The following is a 17,757-nucleotide window of genomic DNA, read 5'->3' as shown; positions in this document are numbered from 1 at the left end:
TCCCCTCAATCGAAAATATGATCCGCCCTGTAGGCGATGGAGATATCCTCCCATGGGCCCAGCAGGCAGGCCTCCCCGGCGGATTCCCCCGGTATGCCCTGCACCCGCCCCTCCAGGATGCCGGTGGCGCAGGCGTCGTATTTTTCCAGCACCTCCGGGCCCAGCGGCGCCTCGTGGTGGCCGGGGTGGATGGTGGTAAACCGGTCCGCCAATGCGCGCAGGCTCCGGATGCTCTGCCGGAAGGTCGCCACCCCACAGGAGTGAGGCAGGCACAGCAGCACGCCGCGGGCGCAGGCGGTGTCGCCCGTGTACAGGGCACCCCGGCCTTCCTCCAAAAAGCACACCGAACCGGGCGTGTGCCCGGGCGTGGCCAGCACGCGCAGGGTGCGGCCGCCCAGCTCAAACACATCCCCCTGCGCCATGGGCAGGTAGCGTGCGCCCTTGCACCGGTGCGCCAGCGCGTCCAGCTGCCTCTCGCCCAGCAAAACGCCGAGCTCCCGCGCAAACCGCAGGAACATGCCGCGCCGGTAGGCCGGCTCGCCGTGCTCCTGCGCCACCGGCAGATCAGCCTCCGCGAGATAAGCCCCGGCAAAGGCGGCGTTGCTGCCGATGTGGTCCAGGTGACCGTGGGTGTTGACCACGAGCACGGGCTTTTTCGTCAGCTGCTCCACGGCGGCGCGCAGGTTCCCCAGGCCCTGGCAGGTGTCGATCAGCATGGCCCACTCAGCGCCCTCCAGCAGGTAGGCGTAGGTGTGCGCGCCGCCCATCGCTTCGTCGATGCGCCAGGTGTCCGCACTCAGGGGCGTAACGGCATACGTAAATTCCATAAGCTTGCCTTTCTGCGGCAGATCGCCGCTCACTGCAGCATGGGGCCAGGGCCGAACACCCGGTATTCCCCGGGCACGGCCTCGTCCAGACGGATGGTCTCAACCCCCTGTGCGCGGCAGATCTCCAGCGTGCGGGGGTCGGCCATAAAGGCGGCGTCCGCGGCCCGGTGCCGCGCGATCTCCTCGCCCGAACACAGCGCATTGCCCGTTTGCAGCATCTCCTGGCTGTACAGTGCCGGGTGCGCCACATAACAGTACTGCCCGTCGCCCAACCCCGAAAGCACTTTTTCAAAAAGGCCCGGCGTCACCGCCACCTCGTCCATATGCGGCAGCACCCTGTCCATGTAAAAGCCGAAATCCAGCAGGCCTTTTTCGCGGATCCACTGCGCCAGGCGCTGCTGCAGGCCGGGCAGGTACCGCTCGGGCAGCATGTGGCACTCGGCGTAGCTCAAATGGAACCCGGCCCCGGCAAGGCGGGCGTATTGGGCCTCGATCTCCGCCATCACCTCGTCCAGCCGGGGCGGGTGCTCCGCGAACTGCGCGGGGTCCTGGTAAAAGCAGCCGCGCGCATCCGTCAGCGACGGCGCGTTTGTCAGCGGGCCCCAGCGCATCACGTCCCACTCCGAATTCAGGGCGATGTGCAGGCCGAAGCACAGCTCGTCTTTATGTGCCAGCAGGCCGGCGGCCTCCTCCACAAAGGGGCACACCGCCATCACCGAAATGTTTTTAACAAACCCCGCCTGTGCCGCCCGGGCAATGGCCTGGTTGGCCGCGCGGCTGGACGCACAGTCGTCTGCGCGGGTAATGAGCGTTTTCATCAGCAGCCCCCCTCTTTTTGCGGCGTTTCTCTGCACAGCCCCCGGAAAAAGCCCAGGATCGGCAGGATGTGCTCCTCCTCCAAAAATTCCGGCCCGCCGCCCGCGTGGGCCACCCTCTCCATCAGATCCAGCGTCACCGCGCTGCCCCCGCACACCGCGCGCAGCTGCGCCGCAAACTCCCGGGCCTGCTCCACCGGCACGGCCGGGTCCAGCGTGCCGTGCTGCAGGTAGAAAGGCGGGGCCTTGACCGTGATATATTCCCGCGCGCCGGCGCGGCGGGCAAGGGGCGCATCCTCGTTCGGCGCAGCGCCCAGGTACTGCACGGCCGATGCAAGGAACATTTCCCGCACCGCGGCTTCGCCCTCCATCGCCTGCATATACGCCCACTGGTTTTCGAAATCCAGCAGCGGGCACAGGGCCGCCACGCCCGCCACGGCTTCCGGCGTGCCCGCGGTTTGCAGGCCCACCAGCGTCACCAGGTTTCCGCCCGCCGAGGTTCCATACAAAAAAACGTCCTGTGTGCGCAGGCCGTACCGCCCCGCCTGCGCCCGCAAAAAGCGAAGGGCCGCCTTCAGGTCCTCCACCGGGGCGGGGAACCTGGCCGCCGGTGCCAGCCGGTAATTCACCGACGCCAGGGCAAAGCCCTCGCGCAGGGCATAAAAGCCGGGGTACAGGTGCCAGTCGCGCTTGTCGCACAGGCAGAACCCGCCGCCGTGCACCAGCACCACCAGCGGCAGCGGCTTTTCCGCGCGCGGCGGCAGGTAGAGATCCAGCCTCTGCAGCGGGTCTTCGCCGTAGGCGAGATCCAAGTATTTTTCTTCGATCCAGTCGATGCGCGGCTCCGGCACCTGGGGAGTCATGTCGATCCACGCGGGAACAAACTGTGCGTCACGAATCGTTTTCATGGTATTATCCTTTCAAAGCGCCGGCCGTCAGGCCGTCCATGATGTTTCTCTGCATGAGCAGAAAGAACACGAGCACCGGGAAGATCGAGAGCACCAGCCCGGACATAATGAGCTGCCACTCGTTCAGGTAGCTGCTGTAAAACACACTGAAGGAGAGGGGCAAGGTCTTCAGGCTTTGTGAGCTCAGCATAATCAGCGGCAGGGTGAAATCGTTGAACACGCCCAAAATGTTGATGATGGCCACCGTGGCTGTGATGGGCTTCAGCATGGGGAATACGATGCGGAAAAAGGCGCGGATCTGGCCGCAGCCGTCGATCATGGCCGCCTCCTCCAGCTCACGGGGCACCCCCTTCACAAAGCCCTGGTACAAAAACATGGCCATGGGCAGCAAAAAGCCCCAGTACATCACGATCATGCCCGGCCGGCTGTTCACCAGGTGCAGCTCCCGCGCCACAATCACCGAGGGCACCATCAGCACCTGGAACGGAATGGCCATGGAAGCCACCATCAGCCCCGAAATGATCCGGCTTGCCAGGCACTTGCGCCGCACCACCTGATAGGCCGCCATCGAGGCGAACAGCACCAGCCCCGCAACGCTGCACACCGTGATCAGGATGGAATTGGCAAAGGCCTGCAGGTAGTTCATCTGCGCCATCGCATTGGGAAAGTTTTCAAAATGCAGCTGCGTGGGCAGGGCCAGCAGCGACGCCGTGATCTCCGATTGGCTCTTGAGGCAGTTCAGAAAGATCAGGATCAGCGGAAACAGGAACAGCAGCGCCGCAAGCAGCAGCACCGTTACCAGCACGGCTTTTCCGGCCGCGCGCTTTTTCTTTTGCGCCATTACAGCTCCACCTCCTTGCGCCGCGTCAGCAGGACCTGCAGCCCCGCCACAAGGGCGATGAGGATGCTGAACAGCACCGCCTTGGCCGACGCGTAGGAGATGGCGTCGCGCTTGAAGGCGTCCAGATAGATCTGGAACGACAGCGACTGTGTGGTGCCGAAGGGTCCGCCATTGGTCAGCGAATAGTTCAGGTCGAAGGACTTAAACCCGCCCACCAGGCTCAAAAACAGGCAGATGGTGACCGAGGAGCGGATCATAGGCAGCTTCACCCGGAAAAAGGTCTGCACGGGTCCCGCGCCGTCGATGGTGGCGGCCTCCACAATTTCCTGCGGCACGCCCTGCAGGCCGGTGAGATAAATCAGCATGTAATAGCCCGTCATCTGCCACACCGAAACAATGATGAGGGCCGCAAACGCCAGCGGCGGATACGACATCCAGTCCTTCTGCAGCCCTTCGATCCCCGTGAGCTTGCCCAGCATGGGGAAAAGATGCACCACGATGAAGTTCCACAAATAACCGCTGGTGACCGAACTGATGACCATGGGCGTAAAAAAAGCCGCGCGCAGCAGGCCGCGCCCCGGGATCCTGGCGTTCAGACCCACGGCCAGCAGCAGTGCAAAAACGTTCACCAGTACCACCGTGATCACGGTGTAACGGATCGTGAACCAAAGCGACGCCCTGAAGTCTGGGTCGCTGAACACCCGGGCATAATTGCGCAGGCCCACAAAGTTGGATGCCGGGTCGATTCCGTTCCAGTCGCGCAGGGAGTAAAAAATCCCCAGCCCCACCGAACAGATTACAAAGGTAAAGAACAGCAGCATGGCCGGCCCTGTAAACAGAATGTACAGCGCGTTCTGCCGCAGCTTTTTCTGCAAATGTTTTTTCTGCATGTGTACCTCTTCTTTTTGGGGGCGCGCTTTGCCGCGCCCCCTGCCTTGTTGCACCTCGCGGGCACGCTCTGGCTGCGGCCCTGTTAAAAACGCAGGGCCGGGCAAAAAGCTCTCCTTGCTTTTTCACCCGGCCCCCTTCATTTTCTTAGCCGCCCTGGGCCGCCAGCCGGTTTTCATATGCCTTCTGCAGCGCGTCGATGGTGGCCGCCTCATCGGCCATGCCCGCCGCATAAGCCTGCAGCGGCGTGGCGATATCGGTCACAAAGCCGGAGGGGAAATACTCTGTGCCGAAGATCGGGAACGCCTTCCCCTCGGCCATATAGCGCTGCATATCCTCGTTCAACGCCCCCAGGTTGCTCAGGTCCACATTGTCGTAAGGCGGGGCCACGCGCATGGTGCTGTCCACCAGGTATTTCTGCGCGTTTTCATAGATCCAGTTCAGGAATGCGCCCGCCTCTGCGGCGTGCTTGCTGGTGTTGGCAACGCTGAAATAGCGGGTGGCCGAGGTCATCAGCTTGGTATCGGCCGCATTGTTGGTGAGGGGCACGGCAAAAAGGCCGATATCCAGGTCGGGGTTGGTGGCCCACAGCGGGTCGCCGTACCAGGTCCCCTGCTTGATCATCGCCATCTTGCCCGCGGCAAAGTCCGCCACCTGGTCGGCAGCGCCGTACCCCACAGACTCCGCGCCCTTGCCGTAATCCAGCGTCAGGTCGTACAATCGGAAGAAATTGTCGATGTTGGCCAGATCGCCCAGGGTCTTGGTTCCCGCGTTCAACTCGTCGCAGAAGGCCCTGGGATCCTTTTCATATGCCACGGTAGTGCCGAAAATGTGCATCAAAAAGCCCCACTCTTTAAAGGCCTCACCAAAGGGCTGGATGCCCGCGGCCCGCAGCTTTTTGCAGGTGTCCTCCAATTCGTCCAGGGTTTCGGGCACCTTGTCGATGCCTGCCTGGGCAAAGAGCGCTTTGTTGTAAACAATGCCGTTGCCCTCCACCGCATAGGGGAAGCCCAGCACCTTGCCTTCAACCGTGGCCGCGGCCAGGGCGGTCTCATCCATGTGGCTGACCCAGTCCGCGCCGGTCAGGTCGGCGCAGCGCACGCCCCAGGTGGCGTAGTCGCCGTTGGCCAGATCAAAAATATCGGGCGCCTCGTTGGAGGCAAACCGCGTTTTGAGCAGGGTGTAGGGCTCGTCGCCCGGGATCTCCCACTCCACGGTAACGCCGGTTTGGGCTTTGTAATCCGTGGTCATCTGGTCAATGGCTTCCTTCATGGGCGAGGTCCCGCCGTAAACGCTCAGTGTAACGGCGCCCCCCTCGGGCGCCGCCCCGCTGCCGCTGGGCGCGGCGGAAGGCGCGCCGCCGCAGCCGGCCAGCAGCCCCGCCGCCAGCGCGCCTGTCAGAAGCAATGCAGTAAAACTTTTCATTTTCATTTTATTTCCTCCTTAAAATCGGTTTTGCAAGTAAATTCTTTACCAAAACCATATCATCCTGGCATTTGTCTGTCAATGCATTCAAAATATTTTCATTAAAATCTATTTTTTCGCCATATGAACCAAATAATAAATGGCTTTTTGGACAAGAAAAACCCACCTGCCAGATAAATTACTAAATAAATTTATCTGGCAGGTGGGTTTTTCTGTCATTCTCTCATGCAGTTTCGCGCCAGCACACCGAGGCGCTGATCTTAAAAGGCTCGTCAGCGGCAGCCCCCTCAATCAGGTTCAGAAGCTCTTTTGCCGCCAGATATCCGTTCTCATACCGGGGGATGGAAACCGTGGTAAGGCCCATCAGCGCCGCGGCGTCGCAATCGTCGAACCCGGTGACCGCAATGTCCCCCGGGATCTCCAGGCCGCGCTCCTTAAACGCGCGCATCGCGCCCAGGGCCATGTTGTCGTTGGCGCATACCAGCACCTGCGGCAGCGCATTGCCCAGCAGCATCAGCTTGGCCGCCTGGTAGCCGCTTTTTTCCCGGTAATCCCCATGGAAATAATACTTTTTGTCAAAGGGGAGATTGTTTGCCCGCAGCGTGCTTTCAACCGCCGCAAACCGCTCGATGTTGTCCAGTGAGCGCTCGGTTCCCCCCACATAGCCAAAGCGCTGGTATCCTTTTAGAATCAGTTTCTGCACCAGCTCGCACATCACGGGGTAATTGTCCACCACCACACTTTTGATCGATTCATTTTCCAGCACCCTGTCCATCACCACAACCGGGTATCCGTCCTGCGCCACGGCCAGCAGCTGCTCGTCGCTGATCTTCCCGTCCAGGCTGATCGCCCCCGCGGAAAAGCGGCTTTTCATAAAGTTCCGGCTGGATCTGCTGGTGCACACGATCAGATCGTAGTTGTTTTCCGTCAGGCATTCGCTGATGCCCTTGATGATGTTCAGGTAAAAGCTCCGGTCAAAATCGCTGAAGTTGAACACCACAGTGCGGGGCTGGCCCCCTTTGTGCACCCGCGCCGCGGGCTGGTAGCCCGTCTGCCTGCAAAGCTCCAGCACCTTTCGGCGTACTTCCTCGCCCACATTTTTTCTGCCGTTCAGCACGTTGGACACGGTCGCCGGCGAAACGCCCGCCATTTCTGCGATCTGTTTCAGTTTGATCATCCTGCGCCACCACACTCAAAAAGTATTTTACTAAATTATACCAGTAAAATATGGTTTTGTAAATCAATAAAATAAGTTTTTTATGATCTTCCCAACACTTTGCCACACAATAAAAGCCATTTGCCTTTGAACAAGGCAGACGGCTTATTGCTGAAGGCAAACAAAAAAGCTCTTAAAATCAACGATAAATCGTGATTTTAAGAGTTAAAGTGACATGCTTAACAAAAAAGATATTTGCGCTTCAAGCTCCAAATCATGAGATATCGTTGTTGGACAATTAGACCTAACTTATCCAATAAGAGGCGAAATCCGCTAAAGTCTATTTGCTTAAAGTTAGCCGATACATACAGAAAGTTCCTGATGCAACACAAAAAAGGAGTCAAGTTTTGTTCAGTCTCATCAGACTGTTCAGAACTTGACCCCTATTCATTTGGTTGCGGAGGCAGGATTTGAACCTACGACCTTCGGGTTATGAGCCCGACGAGCTACCGGACTGCTCCACTCCGCGATATAGGCACCCCGTTTTTTGGGTGCCTATATAATATAGCATGGCGCAAAGGTCTTGTCAAGCTTTTTTGCCCATTTTTTTTGCGGCGGGCGGGGGCCCGTCCTGCACCCCTGCTTTTGCTCCCCTCACTCCACCGAGAACCGCCAGGTGGTCCTGTGGCGCTGGGGGGCGCCGGGCAGCAGCAGATTCTGCTCAAATCCCGGGTGATGCACCGCGTCCGGGAAATACTGCGGCTCCAGGCAGAAGCCGCTGTGACGGCTGTAGGCCGCGCCCCCCTTGCCCCGGGCGGCGCTCAGGTAATTCCCGGTATAAAGCTGCACGCCCGGCAGGGTGGTCTCCATGCGCAGCCGCACGCCCGTGACCGGGCTGTACCCTTCCGCGCAGGGGTGCGGGGTGCCCGTTTCGCCCTCCAGAACAAAATTGTGGTCGTAGCCCCCACCGAAGCCAAGCTGCGGATCCGGCGCCGCGATCTCCCGGCCAAGGGGCTTTGCCGCGGTAAAATCAAAGGGGGTGCCCGCCACCGGCCGCACCTCCCCGGTGGGGATCAGCGTCTCGTCCACCGGCGTGTACGCCGCCGCAAAAAGCCGCAGCCGCTGGTCCAGCACATCGCCCCGCCCCTGGCCCGCCAGGTTCCAGTAGGCGTGGCAGCTGGGCCCGAACAGGGTGGGCTGGCCCGCCTCGCCCTTCCACTCCATCGAAAAGCCGTCCTCCACCAGCCGCAGGCATACCTCCACCCGCACCGCGCCGGGGTATCCCTCCTCGCCTGCCGGGCTTTCCAGCACAAAAACAAGGTGATCCGGCCCCTCCCCCGCCAGGGTGAACAGCCGTTTGTCAAACCCCTCGCGGCCTCCGTGCAGGTGGTTCGGGCCGTCGTTGCAGGCAAGGGCGTACTCCTGCCCCCCAAGGCAAAAGCGGCCGCCCGCAATGCGGTTTGCCACCCGGCCCACAAACGCGCCCAGGTACCCGCCGTTTTCCTCGTAGCTTCGCACATCGTCATAGCCCAGCAGCACATCCACCGGGCCCTCCCTGCCGGGCACAGTCACGCTTTGCAGGGTAACGCCCCGGTCCAGCACCGCCACGGCCAGGGTTTCATTGTACAGGGTATAGCGCCACACCGGCGCACCCGCGCCGGTGTGGCCAAACAATTCCCGTTTCACTGCCATAAAACGCACTCCTTCCGCTTTTGCCGCGCCCTTACAGGCTGGCGATGAACCGGTCAAAGGCCGCCTGGCCCTCGGCGCTGCGCTTATAAACGCCGGCGTGCTCCAGCACGGTGGCAAACACGCTGCCCACCTCGGCCTGCAGTATCGCAGCGGCATTGGCCGCGCACAGCTCGGGGTGGCGCGCCTTCACCTGCCGCGCCCATTCGGCATGCAGCGCTGTGGCGGGGTCTGCCTCCAGGTCGGCGCCGCTCACCAGCGCGGCGGCCACCGCCTCCAGCTCATCCTTCAGGCGGGCGGGCAGCACCGCCAGCCCCATCACCTCGATCAAACCGATGTTCTCTTTTTTGATGTGGTGCAGCTCCTGGTGCGGGTGGAATACGCCCATGGGGTATTCTTCGGTGGTCCGGTTGTTGCGCAGCACCAGGTCCAGCTCGTAATCGGCCCCCCGCCGCCGTGCAATGGGGGTGATGGTGTTGTGCGCCTCGCCCCCGGTCGCGGCGTAAATACCGGCGGCCCCGTCGCTGTAAACGCGCCAGGCTGTCAAAATGTGGTCGGCCAGCGCGGCCAGCGGCTCTTTTTCCGCGCACGTCAGGCGGATCACGCTCATGGGCCAGCGCACCACCCCGGCCCGCACCCCCTCCCAGCCGGGCACAGCAAAGCCGCGCTCCACCGGGGCGGTCTCCATGGCAAAGGTGTGCCGGCCGCCCTGGAAGTGCTCGTGGCTCAGGATCGAGCCCCCCACGATGGGCAGGTCGGCGTTGGAGCCCACAAAGTAGTGGGGGAACTGCTCCACAATGGCCAGCAGCTTTTCAAAGGCGCCCCGGTCGATCTTCATGGGGCGGTGCTGCCGGTTCAAAAAGATACAGTGCTCGTTGTAATACACATAGGGTGAATATTGCATGGCCCACGCTTCGCCCAGCAGCTCCAGCGCCAGCAGCCGGTGGTTCTGGCGGGCCGGGTGGTCGGCGCGGCCCGCGTAGCCCTCGTTTTCCTGGCACAGCAGGCACTTGGGGTACCCGGAGGGCGCCTTCAGCCGCGCGGCGGCGATGGCTTTGGGATCCTTTTCCGGCTTTGACAGGTTGATGGTGATCTCCATGGGGCCATAGGCGGTGTCCGCCAGCCATTTCTGATCCTTGGCAATGCGGTCCCGCCGGATGTAATTGGTCGCCTGGCTGAAGGCGTAATACCAGTCGGTGGCGCGCTGCGGATCCCCGGCATACAGCTGCCAAAAGCGCCCGTTCACCTGGCTGGGGCGCGGGGTCAGGCAGCCCATCAGCCTTGTGTCGAACAGGTCGTGCTCGGTGATTCCCTCGCCGCACAGGCCCTTTTCCCGCGCAAACTCCACCAGCCGGTCCAGCACTTCCTCCAGCGGCAGGGCGGGCAGCTCCGCCGGCTCGGTGTAGCTGTCCAGCCCCAGGGCTTCCAGCAGGGCGTTGATGCCGTACCAGTGGTCCCCCGCTTCCAGCAGGCCGTTGTGCTCGGCATAGGCTGCCAGGGCCGCGATATAAGCGTCGATCATGCTTTTTCCCCCTTCTTTATTCTTCGGCCAGGCATGCGCCGCCCACCGGGCGAATGGCCAGCACGTGGCACATCCCCTCGCCCAGGGCTGCCTCCATGCCCGCTCGGAACGCATCCAGCCTGTGCAGCGGCACGAAGGCCTGAATGGTCCCCGCGAAGCCGCCGCCGTGCACCCGGAACGCGCCCTCACCGCCTAAAAGGTGCTCCGCCAGGGCCAGGGCCGCGGCAACCGGCTGCTCCTCGGGGGGCTTGGAATGGCAGGCCACATTCTGCAAATACATGAACGAGGAGGCACCGCTCTCCTTCACCAGCTGCAAAAAGTGCGCAAAATCGCCCGCCTCCAGGGCCTCGGCCTCGGCCGCCGCGCGGGCGTCGTCGGCATAAAAGTGCACGGCCCGCAGCACGGCCCGGTCGCCCAGGGTCCGGCGCAGCCCGGGCAGCTTTTCATAAAACACTTCCTCCGGCACCTGGCGCAGCACCTGGCCGCCGCAGGCGGCCGCCACAGCGCCCATCTCGGCGGGCACGGCGGCGTATTCGCCCGTCAGATCGGCATGGTCCGCGCCGGTGTCGATCACGCACAGTGCGTACCCCTGGGCCGCCAGATCCAAGCCGATGGGCCGCACCCGGGGCGCGGCCGGGTCGGCAAAATCAATGGCCACCACCCCGCCCACCGAGCTGGCCATCTGGTCCAGCAGGCCGCTGGGCTTTTTAAAAAAAACATTTTCGGCGTATTGGCCGGTTTTGGCAATTTCCACCGCGTCCTGGCCGCCGCCGAACAGCCCGTTTACAATGTTGCCCAGCAGCACCTCAAAGGCCGCGGAAGACGAAAGCCCGCTGCCCTTCAGCACATTCGAAACCGTGTAGGCGTCAAAGCCCCGCACCTTGCAGCCCAGCTGTGCAAAGCGCGCGCACACGCCCCGCACCAGCGCCGCCGAGTGGTTGGCCTCGCCCTCCGCAGGCTCCAGGCAGGAAAGCTCCACCACGTCCATGGGGTACCCCTCAGACAATACCCTCACGGTATCGGTGCCGTTGGGCGCGGCCAGGGCGATCACGTCCAGGTTCACGCTGGCCGCAAGCACCCTGCCCCGCTGGTGGTCGGTGTGGTTGCCGCCCAGCTCGGTGCGGCCGGGGGCCGAGAAAAAGGCGTAGGCCCGCTCCCCCTCGCCAAAGGCGGCGGCGAAGCCGGCCCCCAGGGCGGCATACCGGGCGCGGCAGGCGGCCAGCGGAATGCCCGCGCAGCCATAAAGCGCGGTGAAAGCGGCGTCAAAGCGGCCCGCCTCCACCGCCTGTTTGAGCTCTTGGATGGTACGCATGGTGGTGTTCCTCCTTACAACGCTGCCCGGCCGGGCCGGGCCTTGTGGGCCCCCGGTGGTTCCGGCGGGCTCTTCTGCCACCATTATAGCACAAAGATCGGTGGGTTTCGTTGTCTGTTTGTTGCTTTTCGGCTGGATAAAACGCGCAATATCTCACCAGCGGCAGGGATTGCGGACCTGCCCCGGCCGCTGTATAATGGTGCTTGACAAAACAGCGCGGCCCTGTTCCGCGCAGAGGAGCAACGTATGCGTATCTATATGGACAAATTGACCCTTCCGGGCTCGCTGCCCGGCCCGGAGAGCCCCCAGCCCGTATTCTGCGCCCCCCGGCGCGACATGGCCGTTCCGCAGGATGGCACCCTGCGCCCCGCCGAGCTCACAGGCTACGGCGCGGGGTGCGGCGCCCGCTGCCTACCCTACCGCATGCAGGACCGGTACACCCGCAGCGACGCGCCTGTCACGGTGGAAGCCGCGGTGCTGGAAAACGACCACCTGAAAGCGGTGCTTCTGCCCGGCCTCGGCGGGCGGCTGTGGTCGCTTTACAGCAAGGCCGAGGGGCGGGAGCTGCTGTTCCGCAACCCCGCGCTGCGCATTGCGAACCTGGCCATCCGGGGCGCCTGGTTCTCGGGCGGGATCGAGTGGAACCTGGGCCACACCGGCCACCACGTGTTCACCTGCGCCCCCCTGTATTGCTGCCGGGTCAGCGCCCCGGACGGCGAGGAGTTCCTGCGCATGTACCAGTACGAGGCCATCGAGGGCCAGGTGCTCCAGCTGGACTTCCATCTGCCGGACGGCGCGGCCCAGCTGGCAGTGCAGGTGCGCATCGAGAACACCCTCCCCGGGGAATCGCCTCTTTACTGGTGGACCAACACCGCCATGCCCCTGACCGGCGGCACCCGGGTGTTTTCCGGCACAGCCGAAGTTCTGTATCAGCTCACCCCTTCGCCGGAAAACCTGCAGCCGGGCTTCGGCATTTGCCGCATGCCCTTCCAGCCCAACCTGCCCGGGGTGGATGTGAGCTTTCCCGCCCGCATCCCCCGCTCGGTGGAATACTTTTTCCAGAATGGCCGCACCGACCCCGCCCCCTGGGAGGTCTGCGCCGAATCGGATGGCCGGGGCCTGTTCGAGCGCTCCACCCAGCCCCTCTTCGCCCGCAAGATGTTCTGCTGGGGCGCAAGCCAGGGCGGGCGGCACTGGTGCGACTATCTGGCCCAGCCCGGCCGGGGCGATTACATCGAGATCCAGGCGGGCCTGGCCCCCAGCCAGCTCCACACCGCCCGCATCGCCGGGCGGGGCGTGGTGCAGTTTGTGCAGCTGTTCGGCGCCTTCACCGCCCCGGCCGCCGCGGTGGCCGGGGAATGGAACGAAGCCCTGCCCGGGGTGGAGGCGGCTGTGGAAGCGCTGCTGCCCGCGGCCCGGGTGAACGCGCTGGCCGCCCTTTATGCCGAAAAAGCCCTTCTGCCCGGCGGCGGGCTGCTCTGTGCGGGCGATGAGCGGGGCGGCCTGGAGCGGCTGCGCCGCCAGGCGGCGGGCCAGCCGGATTTTGCGCCGCACCTCGCTTTCCCCGCACCCCGGGCGGGCAGCGAACTCGCCCCCTGGGCCGCGGCGCTGGCCGGCGAAATGCTGCCGGAAACCGAGCGCCCCCTGCCCTATATGACCGCCCCCGCCTGGCTGCCCCTTTTGGAAGAGCTGGCGGCCCGCCCCGGCGCCGCCGGGCAGGCAAAATTCCAGTGCGCGGTGGCTCTGGCCGAAAACGGCCGCGAGAGCGAGGCTCTGCCCTTCTTTGAGCAGCTGGCACGGCAGGGCAGCCCCTGGGCGGCCCACGCCCTGGGCCTGCTGGCGGCCCGCCGGGAAGACTGGCCGCTCGCCGCCGACTGCTTTGTTCTGGCCCACCGGCTGGAGGGCGACCGCCTGGATCCCAGCTTTTCCGAGCAGGCCCTGAACGCCCTGGTCCGGGCAGGCCGGCTGCAGGAGGCCTGGCAGCTCTGGCAGGCACTGCCCTCACACCATCAGACCGAGACCGGGCGCCTCACCGCGGCCCAGGCGGCGGTTGCCCTGGGCCAGGACGCCTTTGTGGAGGACTGCTTCACCCGGGAATACGCCTGCATCCGCGAGGGGGCGCTGGGGCTTGCGAACGTGTGGTTCGAGCACCAGGCCCGCCTTGCCTGCCGGCAAAAGGGCGTGCCCTTCACCCCCGCGGCCGTCGATTACAACCTGCCCCTGCCCCGGGAACTGGATTTCCGCATGTTCGGCGCGTGACCTTTAACAAAATGCACCGGGCGGCCCCTGCTTTTATGCGGGGGCCGCCCGGTGTTCTTTTATTCCTTGCCCTCCCGCGCCAGGGGCGGGATGTCCGGCCGCAGACAGCGCTTTTGCTCCTCGGGCAGGTCCAGGCCCAGGGTGCCGCCCGGGTTCATGATGTTATCTGGGTCAAAGTGCCGTTTCAGCGCCCGGATTACGTCGTATTCCCGGTGCCCCACGCTGCCCTCCAGCCAGGGCCCGAACATCTTGCCGATACCGTGGTGGTGGCTCATGGAGGCGCCCGAGCGCTGGATCGCGTCCAGAATGCCCGCGTGGTAGGCGCGGTACTCCTCGGGGTCGCTCATTTTTGCAATAAAGATCCAGTACAGGTTCGCCCCCTGGGGGTACACATGGCTCATGTGGGTCATGCAGATGGTATTGGGCCGGCTTTTGCAGTAGGCCCGCACCTCCCTGTGCACCCGGGCCATGTTGCTCCAGTTCACGCTGCACTCCATGGTATCGGTCACCAGGCCAAAATCCTGGATGGTGTCCCGCATGAAGGGGTCGCTGAACCGGCCCTTTTCCCAGCCCTTGGTCACATAGCCGGTCAGGCTCATGCCGCCGAACTGTTTGGCCACCCGGTGCATCACCCTTGCGCAGTTTTTGGAAAAGCCCTTTTCGCCGTTGGTAAAGCCCAGGTAGAGGCACATCTCCCCTTCCTTAAAGCCCCGCAGCTTGAACAGCTTCATCAGCGGCGTTTCATCCACCCCGTAAAGCCGCAGCATGATGCCGGTCTCCTCCGGGTCCGAAAGCCGGAACACCGAGGGGTGCCCCGCCTCGCACTGCATCATCTCCCGCGCGGCCGCCTGGGCGGTCTCCCAGTCCCGGAACATAAACGAAAAGCGCCGGATGGTCTCGGGGGTGTGGCGGAAAATCTTCAGGGTCACGTGGGTCAGCACCCCGAACGCGCCCTCGCCGCCCATCATGATCTGCCCCAGGTCCGGCCCGGTGGCCTTGCGGGGGTAGGTGTCGGTGCGGATGGTGCCAATGGGGGTGGCGTACTCCTGCGCCAGCACAATGTCGCTGATGCAGCCGTAATAGGTGCTGTTCTGCCCCGCACCCCGGGTCACCACCCAGCCCCCCACCGAGGAATATTCGAAGCTCTGGGGGAAGTGCCCGCAGGTATAGGCCCGCTTTGCGCCGAAAAGCCGCACCGCGTCGTTCAGCGTTTTCTCCAGCTTGGGCCCGCTCATGCCCGCCTCCACCGTGATGGTCTGGTCCACCTCGTTGAAGGCCACCACCTTGTTGAAGCGCAGGCGCATGTCCAGCGAAACGCCGCCCTTCATGCACTCCACGCCCCGCGTCACCGACGATCCGCCGCCGTACACATACACGGGGATTTTTTCCTGCTGGCAGTAGGCAACGATCTGTTCGATCTGCTCCTTTGTGTCCGGGTACAGCACCGCGTCCGGGATGTTCTCCACAATTTTGCCCCGCAGCCGCAAAATGTCGTACATGGTTTTGCCGTATGCAACCGAGAGGCGGGCGTAATCGTCGGTGCGCAGGTACTCCGGCCCCACAATGGCCCGCAGCGCGTCCAGCTGCGCTTCGCTCAGGGCAATGGGCGCGTCGAACTGCACCTCGTCCAGGCCCAGATCCTCGGTGTAGTGGTCAAAATCCGCGTCGGTCAGGCCGAAGGTTTCCTTGATCATCTTATACAGGGTCTCTTTGGGGGGCTTGATCTGGTCCGGGCCGCCCCACTTAAAGATGGAGCGGTAGCTTTTGGGCGAATAATCGCCCCGGAACCAGTTGGGTTCAAAATCGCGGTATGGTTTTGACATGGCTTTGCATCTCTCCTTTTATACAGCGCGCCCAAAAAGCGCGGCAGGGTTTCACGGCACCGTGGCCGGCTGCGGCTGTTCAGCGGCCGGGGCGGCGAACTGCTCCTCCACCGCCTGCTCTTTTTTGTACAGGGGCAAAAGGCGCGGGAACACCTTCTGGAACACCTGGGCATACAGCGCCTCGTACAGCCGGTGCTGGGCAGCTTCCGGCTCAAACCGGTCCTTCACACGCACCATGGCCTGCGCCGCGGCCTGCATGTCCGGGTACACGCCCTTGGCGGCAAAGGCCACCATGCTGCTGCCCAGGCCGCTGGCCTCGTGGGTCTGGATGCGGTGCACCGGCAGGCCGAACATGTTTGCGGTGATCTGGCAGATCTCGTCGCTCTGGGCGCCGCCGCCCGCCGCATACAGCTCCCGCACCGCAAAGCCGCCCCGCTTTTCCAGGGTGCGCAGGCCGTCCAGCAGCGCGTAGTTCACCCCCTCGATGATGGCCCGGTACAAATGGATGCGGGTGTGCCGGTCCGAAAACCCCACGATCGACCCGCGGGCGGTGGGCATGGCGATGCCGGGGGTAAAATAGGGCTGGAACAAAAGCCCCTCGCAGCCGGGCGGCACCTCGGCCAGCCGCCGGTTCAGCAGCTGCTCGGCGCTCACCCCCTTCTGCCGGGCCTCGGCCATCTCCTTGGCTGCGAACTCCCGCTTGAACCAGGATACCAGCCAGTATCCCCGGTAGATCTGCACCTCCGGGTTGTAGGCCCCTTTCAGCACCGCCGGGTAGGCGGGGATGAAGGGAAGCGGCTCCATGTAGCTTTGTGTGGTCACCTGCACGGTGGCGGTGGTGCCAAAGCTCAGCGCCGCCTTGTCCGGCCCTGTGCACGAAAGGCCCAGCGTTTCGCACCCCTTGTCCGAACCGGTGGCAATCAGCTCCATGCCCTCGGGGATGCCGGTCTGCTCCCCCGCCCACCGGTGCACAAAGCCGATCCGTTCGCCCGGCTCCACAACGCTGTACAGCTTTTCCGGCTCCACCTCAAAAATGCAGCGGCGGAGATCGCTCATGCGCATCCAGCGGCGCTCCTTGCTGTCAAAGGGGATGTGGCCGATCAGGTTGGCGCAGCTGTCCACATAATGGCCGGTGAGGCGGTAGTTCAAATAAGCCGACAGCATTAAAAATTTGTGCGTCTTTTTCCAGATCTCCGGCTGGTTCACCTTGATCCAGTTGCAGGCGGACATGCGCCGCTGCAATTTCACCGATTCGTACATGCCAATGGCCGCAAAGGCCGCTTTGCCGGCGGCGGGGATGCGGGGCAGGCCGTGGGCCTCCCGCTTATCCAGCCACAGGATGGCGGGGCGCAGCGGCTTGCCGTCTATATCCACGCACACGCAGGTATCGCGGATGCAGGTCAGGGTCACGGCAATGGCCCGCGCCCAGTCCGGGCCGGCCTTTTCCTTCAGCTCCCGGCTCACTGCACACAGCTCCCGCCAGTAAAAGTCCGGGTCCTGCTCGGCCCAGTCCGGCTGGGGCGAAACATACGGCGTTTCGTACCGCCGCTGCGCCTTGTACAGAATGTTGCCCGCCGGGTCCACCAGCATGGCGCGGGCGCTCTGGGTGCCCAGGTCAAAGGTGAGCACCAGCGCCCCCCCGCTCTGTTCGTTCATGGGTTCCCTCCTTCCCGCTCCAGGGTGCAGGTGGCCACCACCCGCACGCCGGTGCCCGCAAGGTCCTTCAACACCTCGTCGCCGCAGGCGACGGGGGCCTGTACCCTCACGCGCCCCAGCTCGGCCATGGCCGCCTTCAGCGCTTCCTTGGGGATTTCCCCGTCGGTGCGCACCGGCAGCACCGGCAGCGCCGCCCCCAAAATGCGCACGGTGGTGGTCAGGCTGCGCACCGGGTGGGTCAGCTCGTCCCTTGCAAACTGGACCCCCTTGGGGCACAAATTGCCCTTTACCGTGATCTCCTCCCCCGCCCGCCGCACCGCAAGGCGGCAGCCGTTGGGGCACACGATGCAGGTCATTTCTTTCTCAACTGCTTCGCCGGGCATGTCAGCCCACCTCCTCCAGCATGATCTCCAGCACACTGCCCTCTGCGGCGCCCAGCGCGCCCACCTCCAGCTCCACCCGCTCCATCTCGGGCGGGCGCAGGGCCCGGTAGGTTTTGCGCAGCACCTCCCGGCCGTCCAGCTTTACCAGCAGCCTGGTGCGGCCCCGCTCGGCACGGGTGCGGAAAAAGAGCGCCGCTTTTTGTGCGCCTGCCGCAAGGTCCAGCCGCCGGGGCACGCAATACAGCAGGCTGTC

Annotated in this window: 14 protein-coding genes, 1 tRNA gene and 1 pseudogene; 1 reads left to right on the top strand and 15 read right to left on the bottom strand. The window is 63.8% G+C overall.

The window, feature by feature from the left end:
- Positions 1-5: 5 nt before the first annotated feature.
- The 11 genes from ACMLHZ_RS06395 to ACMLHZ_RS06345 form a co-directional block, all read right to left on the bottom strand.
- The gene (locus ACMLHZ_RS06395) at positions 6-827 is read right to left on the bottom strand and encodes an MBL fold metallo-hydrolase (protein ID WP_418666937.1); all 822 of its coding nucleotides are present in this window, start codon (positions 825-827) and stop codon (positions 6-8) included.
- A gap of 29 nt (positions 828-856) precedes the next feature.
- Positions 857-1,645 (bottom strand): ChbG/HpnK family deacetylase, encoded by a 789-nt coding sequence (locus ACMLHZ_RS06390; protein WP_418666936.1) that lies wholly within the window; start codon positions 1,643-1,645, stop codon positions 857-859.
- A complete protein-coding gene (locus ACMLHZ_RS06385) occupies positions 1,645-2,550 on the bottom strand; it encodes an alpha/beta hydrolase fold domain-containing protein (RefSeq protein WP_418666935.1) in 906 nt (301 codons plus the stop codon). Before ACMLHZ_RS06385 ends, ACMLHZ_RS06390 begins: the two co-directional genes overlap by 1 nt.
- A 4-nt stretch (positions 2,551-2,554) precedes the next feature.
- Positions 2,555-3,391, bottom strand: coding sequence for a carbohydrate ABC transporter permease (locus ACMLHZ_RS06380; RefSeq protein WP_418666934.1), 837 nt, complete (start codon positions 3,389-3,391; stop codon positions 2,555-2,557).
- A complete protein-coding gene (locus tag ACMLHZ_RS06375) occupies positions 3,391-4,281 on the bottom strand; it encodes a carbohydrate ABC transporter permease (RefSeq protein WP_418666933.1) in 891 nt (296 codons plus the stop codon). Before ACMLHZ_RS06375 ends, ACMLHZ_RS06380 begins: the two co-directional genes overlap by 1 nt.
- 145 nt (positions 4,282-4,426) lie before the next feature.
- Positions 4,427-5,710 carry an ABC transporter substrate-binding protein gene (locus tag ACMLHZ_RS06370; RefSeq protein ID WP_418666932.1) on the bottom strand — a complete coding sequence of 428 codons (1,284 nt, stop codon included), beginning with the start codon at positions 5,708-5,710 and terminating at the stop codon, positions 4,427-4,429.
- 217 nt (positions 5,711-5,927) lie between these two features.
- The gene (locus tag ACMLHZ_RS06365; RefSeq protein WP_418666931.1) at positions 5,928-6,881 is read right to left on the bottom strand and encodes a LacI family DNA-binding transcriptional regulator; all 954 of its coding nucleotides are present in this window, start codon (positions 6,879-6,881) and stop codon (positions 5,928-5,930) included.
- Between the two features lie 431 nt (positions 6,882-7,312).
- Positions 7,313-7,389, bottom strand: a tRNA-Met gene (locus tag ACMLHZ_RS06360).
- 125 nt (positions 7,390-7,514) lie between these two features.
- Complete coding sequence (locus ACMLHZ_RS06355; RefSeq protein ID WP_418666930.1) at positions 7,515-8,552, bottom strand: aldose epimerase family protein; 1,038 nt, start codon at positions 8,550-8,552, stop codon at positions 7,515-7,517.
- 31 nt (positions 8,553-8,583) lie between these two features.
- Complete coding sequence (gene galT, locus ACMLHZ_RS06350) at positions 8,584-10,071, bottom strand: UDP-glucose--hexose-1-phosphate uridylyltransferase (RefSeq protein WP_418666929.1); 1,488 nt, start codon at positions 10,069-10,071, stop codon at positions 8,584-8,586.
- 16 nt (positions 10,072-10,087) lie between these two features.
- Positions 10,088-11,383 carry a galactokinase gene (locus ACMLHZ_RS06345; RefSeq protein ID WP_418666928.1) on the bottom strand — a complete coding sequence of 432 codons (1,296 nt, stop codon included), beginning with the start codon at positions 11,381-11,383 and terminating at the stop codon, positions 10,088-10,090.
- A 246-nt stretch (positions 11,384-11,629) separates the two neighbouring features.
- Here ACMLHZ_RS06345 and ACMLHZ_RS06340 point away from each other — a divergent pair, with 246 nt between their 5' ends.
- Entirely contained in the window at positions 11,630-13,642 is a 2,013-nt protein-coding gene (locus ACMLHZ_RS06340) for a DUF5107 domain-containing protein (protein ID WP_418666927.1), read from the top strand.
- A 59-nt stretch (positions 13,643-13,701) separates the two neighbouring features.
- On the opposite strand, the gene ACMLHZ_RS06335 is transcribed toward ACMLHZ_RS06340, so the two are convergent.
- From ACMLHZ_RS06335 to ACMLHZ_RS06320, 4 genes and pseudogenes are all read right to left on the bottom strand, one after another.
- Complete coding sequence (locus tag ACMLHZ_RS06335; RefSeq protein WP_418666926.1) at positions 13,702-15,465, bottom strand: FAD-binding oxidoreductase; 1,764 nt, start codon at positions 15,463-15,465, stop codon at positions 13,702-13,704.
- 51 nt (positions 15,466-15,516) lie between these two features.
- Positions 15,517-17,121, bottom strand: coding sequence for an FGGY-family carbohydrate kinase (locus tag ACMLHZ_RS06330; RefSeq protein WP_418666925.1), 1,605 nt, complete (start codon positions 17,119-17,121; stop codon positions 15,517-15,519).
- Positions 17,118-17,504 (bottom strand): DUF1667 domain-containing protein, encoded by a 387-nt coding sequence (locus tag ACMLHZ_RS06325; RefSeq protein WP_418666924.1) that lies wholly within the window; start codon positions 17,502-17,504, stop codon positions 17,118-17,120. The genes ACMLHZ_RS06330 and ACMLHZ_RS06325 overlap by 4 nt, the downstream gene beginning before the upstream one ends.
- A gap of 1 nt (position 17,505) precedes the next feature.
- A pseudogene (locus ACMLHZ_RS06320) lies at positions 17,506-17,757 on the bottom strand (pyridine nucleotide-disulfide oxidoreductase); the annotation flags it as partial.

The sequence above is a fragment of the Allofournierella sp. genome (assembly GCF_048388525.1).
Taxonomy (GTDB): domain Bacteria; phylum Bacillota; class Clostridia; order Oscillospirales; family Ruminococcaceae; genus BQOK01.
The sequence above is the reverse complement of the archived record's forward strand: the minus strand, read 5'-3'. Positions and strand labels throughout refer to the sequence as shown.

Excerpts from the sequence above, each read along its gene's own strand:
- galT (WP_418666929.1), bottom strand. The coding sequence starts at position 10,071 with ATGATCGACGCTTATATCGCGGCCCTGGCAGCCTATGCCGAGCACAAC.
- ACMLHZ_RS06395 (WP_418666937.1), bottom strand. The coding sequence starts at position 827 with ATGGAATTTACGTATGCCGTTACGCCCCTGAGTGCGGACACCTGGCGC.
- ACMLHZ_RS06385 (WP_418666935.1), bottom strand. The coding sequence starts at position 2,550 with ATGAAAACGATTCGTGACGCACAGTTTGTTCCCGCGTGGATCGACATG.
- ACMLHZ_RS06325 (WP_418666924.1), bottom strand. The coding sequence starts at position 17,504 with ATGCCCGGCGAAGCAGTTGAGAAAGAAATGACCTGCATCGTGTGCCCC.
- ACMLHZ_RS06390 (WP_418666936.1), bottom strand. The coding sequence starts at position 1,645 with ATGAAAACGCTCATTACCCGCGCAGACGACTGTGCGTCCAGCCGCGCG.
- ACMLHZ_RS06375 (WP_418666933.1), bottom strand. The coding sequence starts at position 4,281 with ATGCAGAAAAAACATTTGCAGAAAAAGCTGCGGCAGAACGCGCTGTAC.
- ACMLHZ_RS06340 (WP_418666927.1), top strand. The coding sequence starts at position 11,630 with ATGCGTATCTATATGGACAAATTGACCCTTCCGGGCTCGCTGCCCGGC.
- ACMLHZ_RS06345 (WP_418666928.1), bottom strand. The coding sequence starts at position 11,383 with ATGCGTACCATCCAAGAGCTCAAACAGGCGGTGGAGGCGGGCCGCTTT.
- ACMLHZ_RS06335 (WP_418666926.1), bottom strand. The coding sequence starts at position 15,465 with ATGTCAAAACCATACCGCGATTTTGAACCCAACTGGTTCCGGGGCGAT.
- ACMLHZ_RS06355 (WP_418666930.1), bottom strand. The coding sequence starts at position 8,552 with ATGGCAGTGAAACGGGAATTGTTTGGCCACACCGGCGCGGGTGCGCCG.
- ACMLHZ_RS06330 (WP_418666925.1), bottom strand. The coding sequence starts at position 17,121 with ATGAACGAACAGAGCGGGGGGGCGCTGGTGCTCACCTTTGACCTGGGC.
- ACMLHZ_RS06365 (WP_418666931.1), bottom strand. The coding sequence starts at position 6,881 with ATGATCAAACTGAAACAGATCGCAGAAATGGCGGGCGTTTCGCCGGCG.
- ACMLHZ_RS06380 (WP_418666934.1), bottom strand. The coding sequence starts at position 3,391 with ATGGCGCAAAAGAAAAAGCGCGCGGCCGGAAAAGCCGTGCTGGTAACG.
- ACMLHZ_RS06370 (WP_418666932.1), bottom strand. The coding sequence starts at position 5,710 with ATGAAAATGAAAAGTTTTACTGCATTGCTTCTGACAGGCGCGCTGGCG.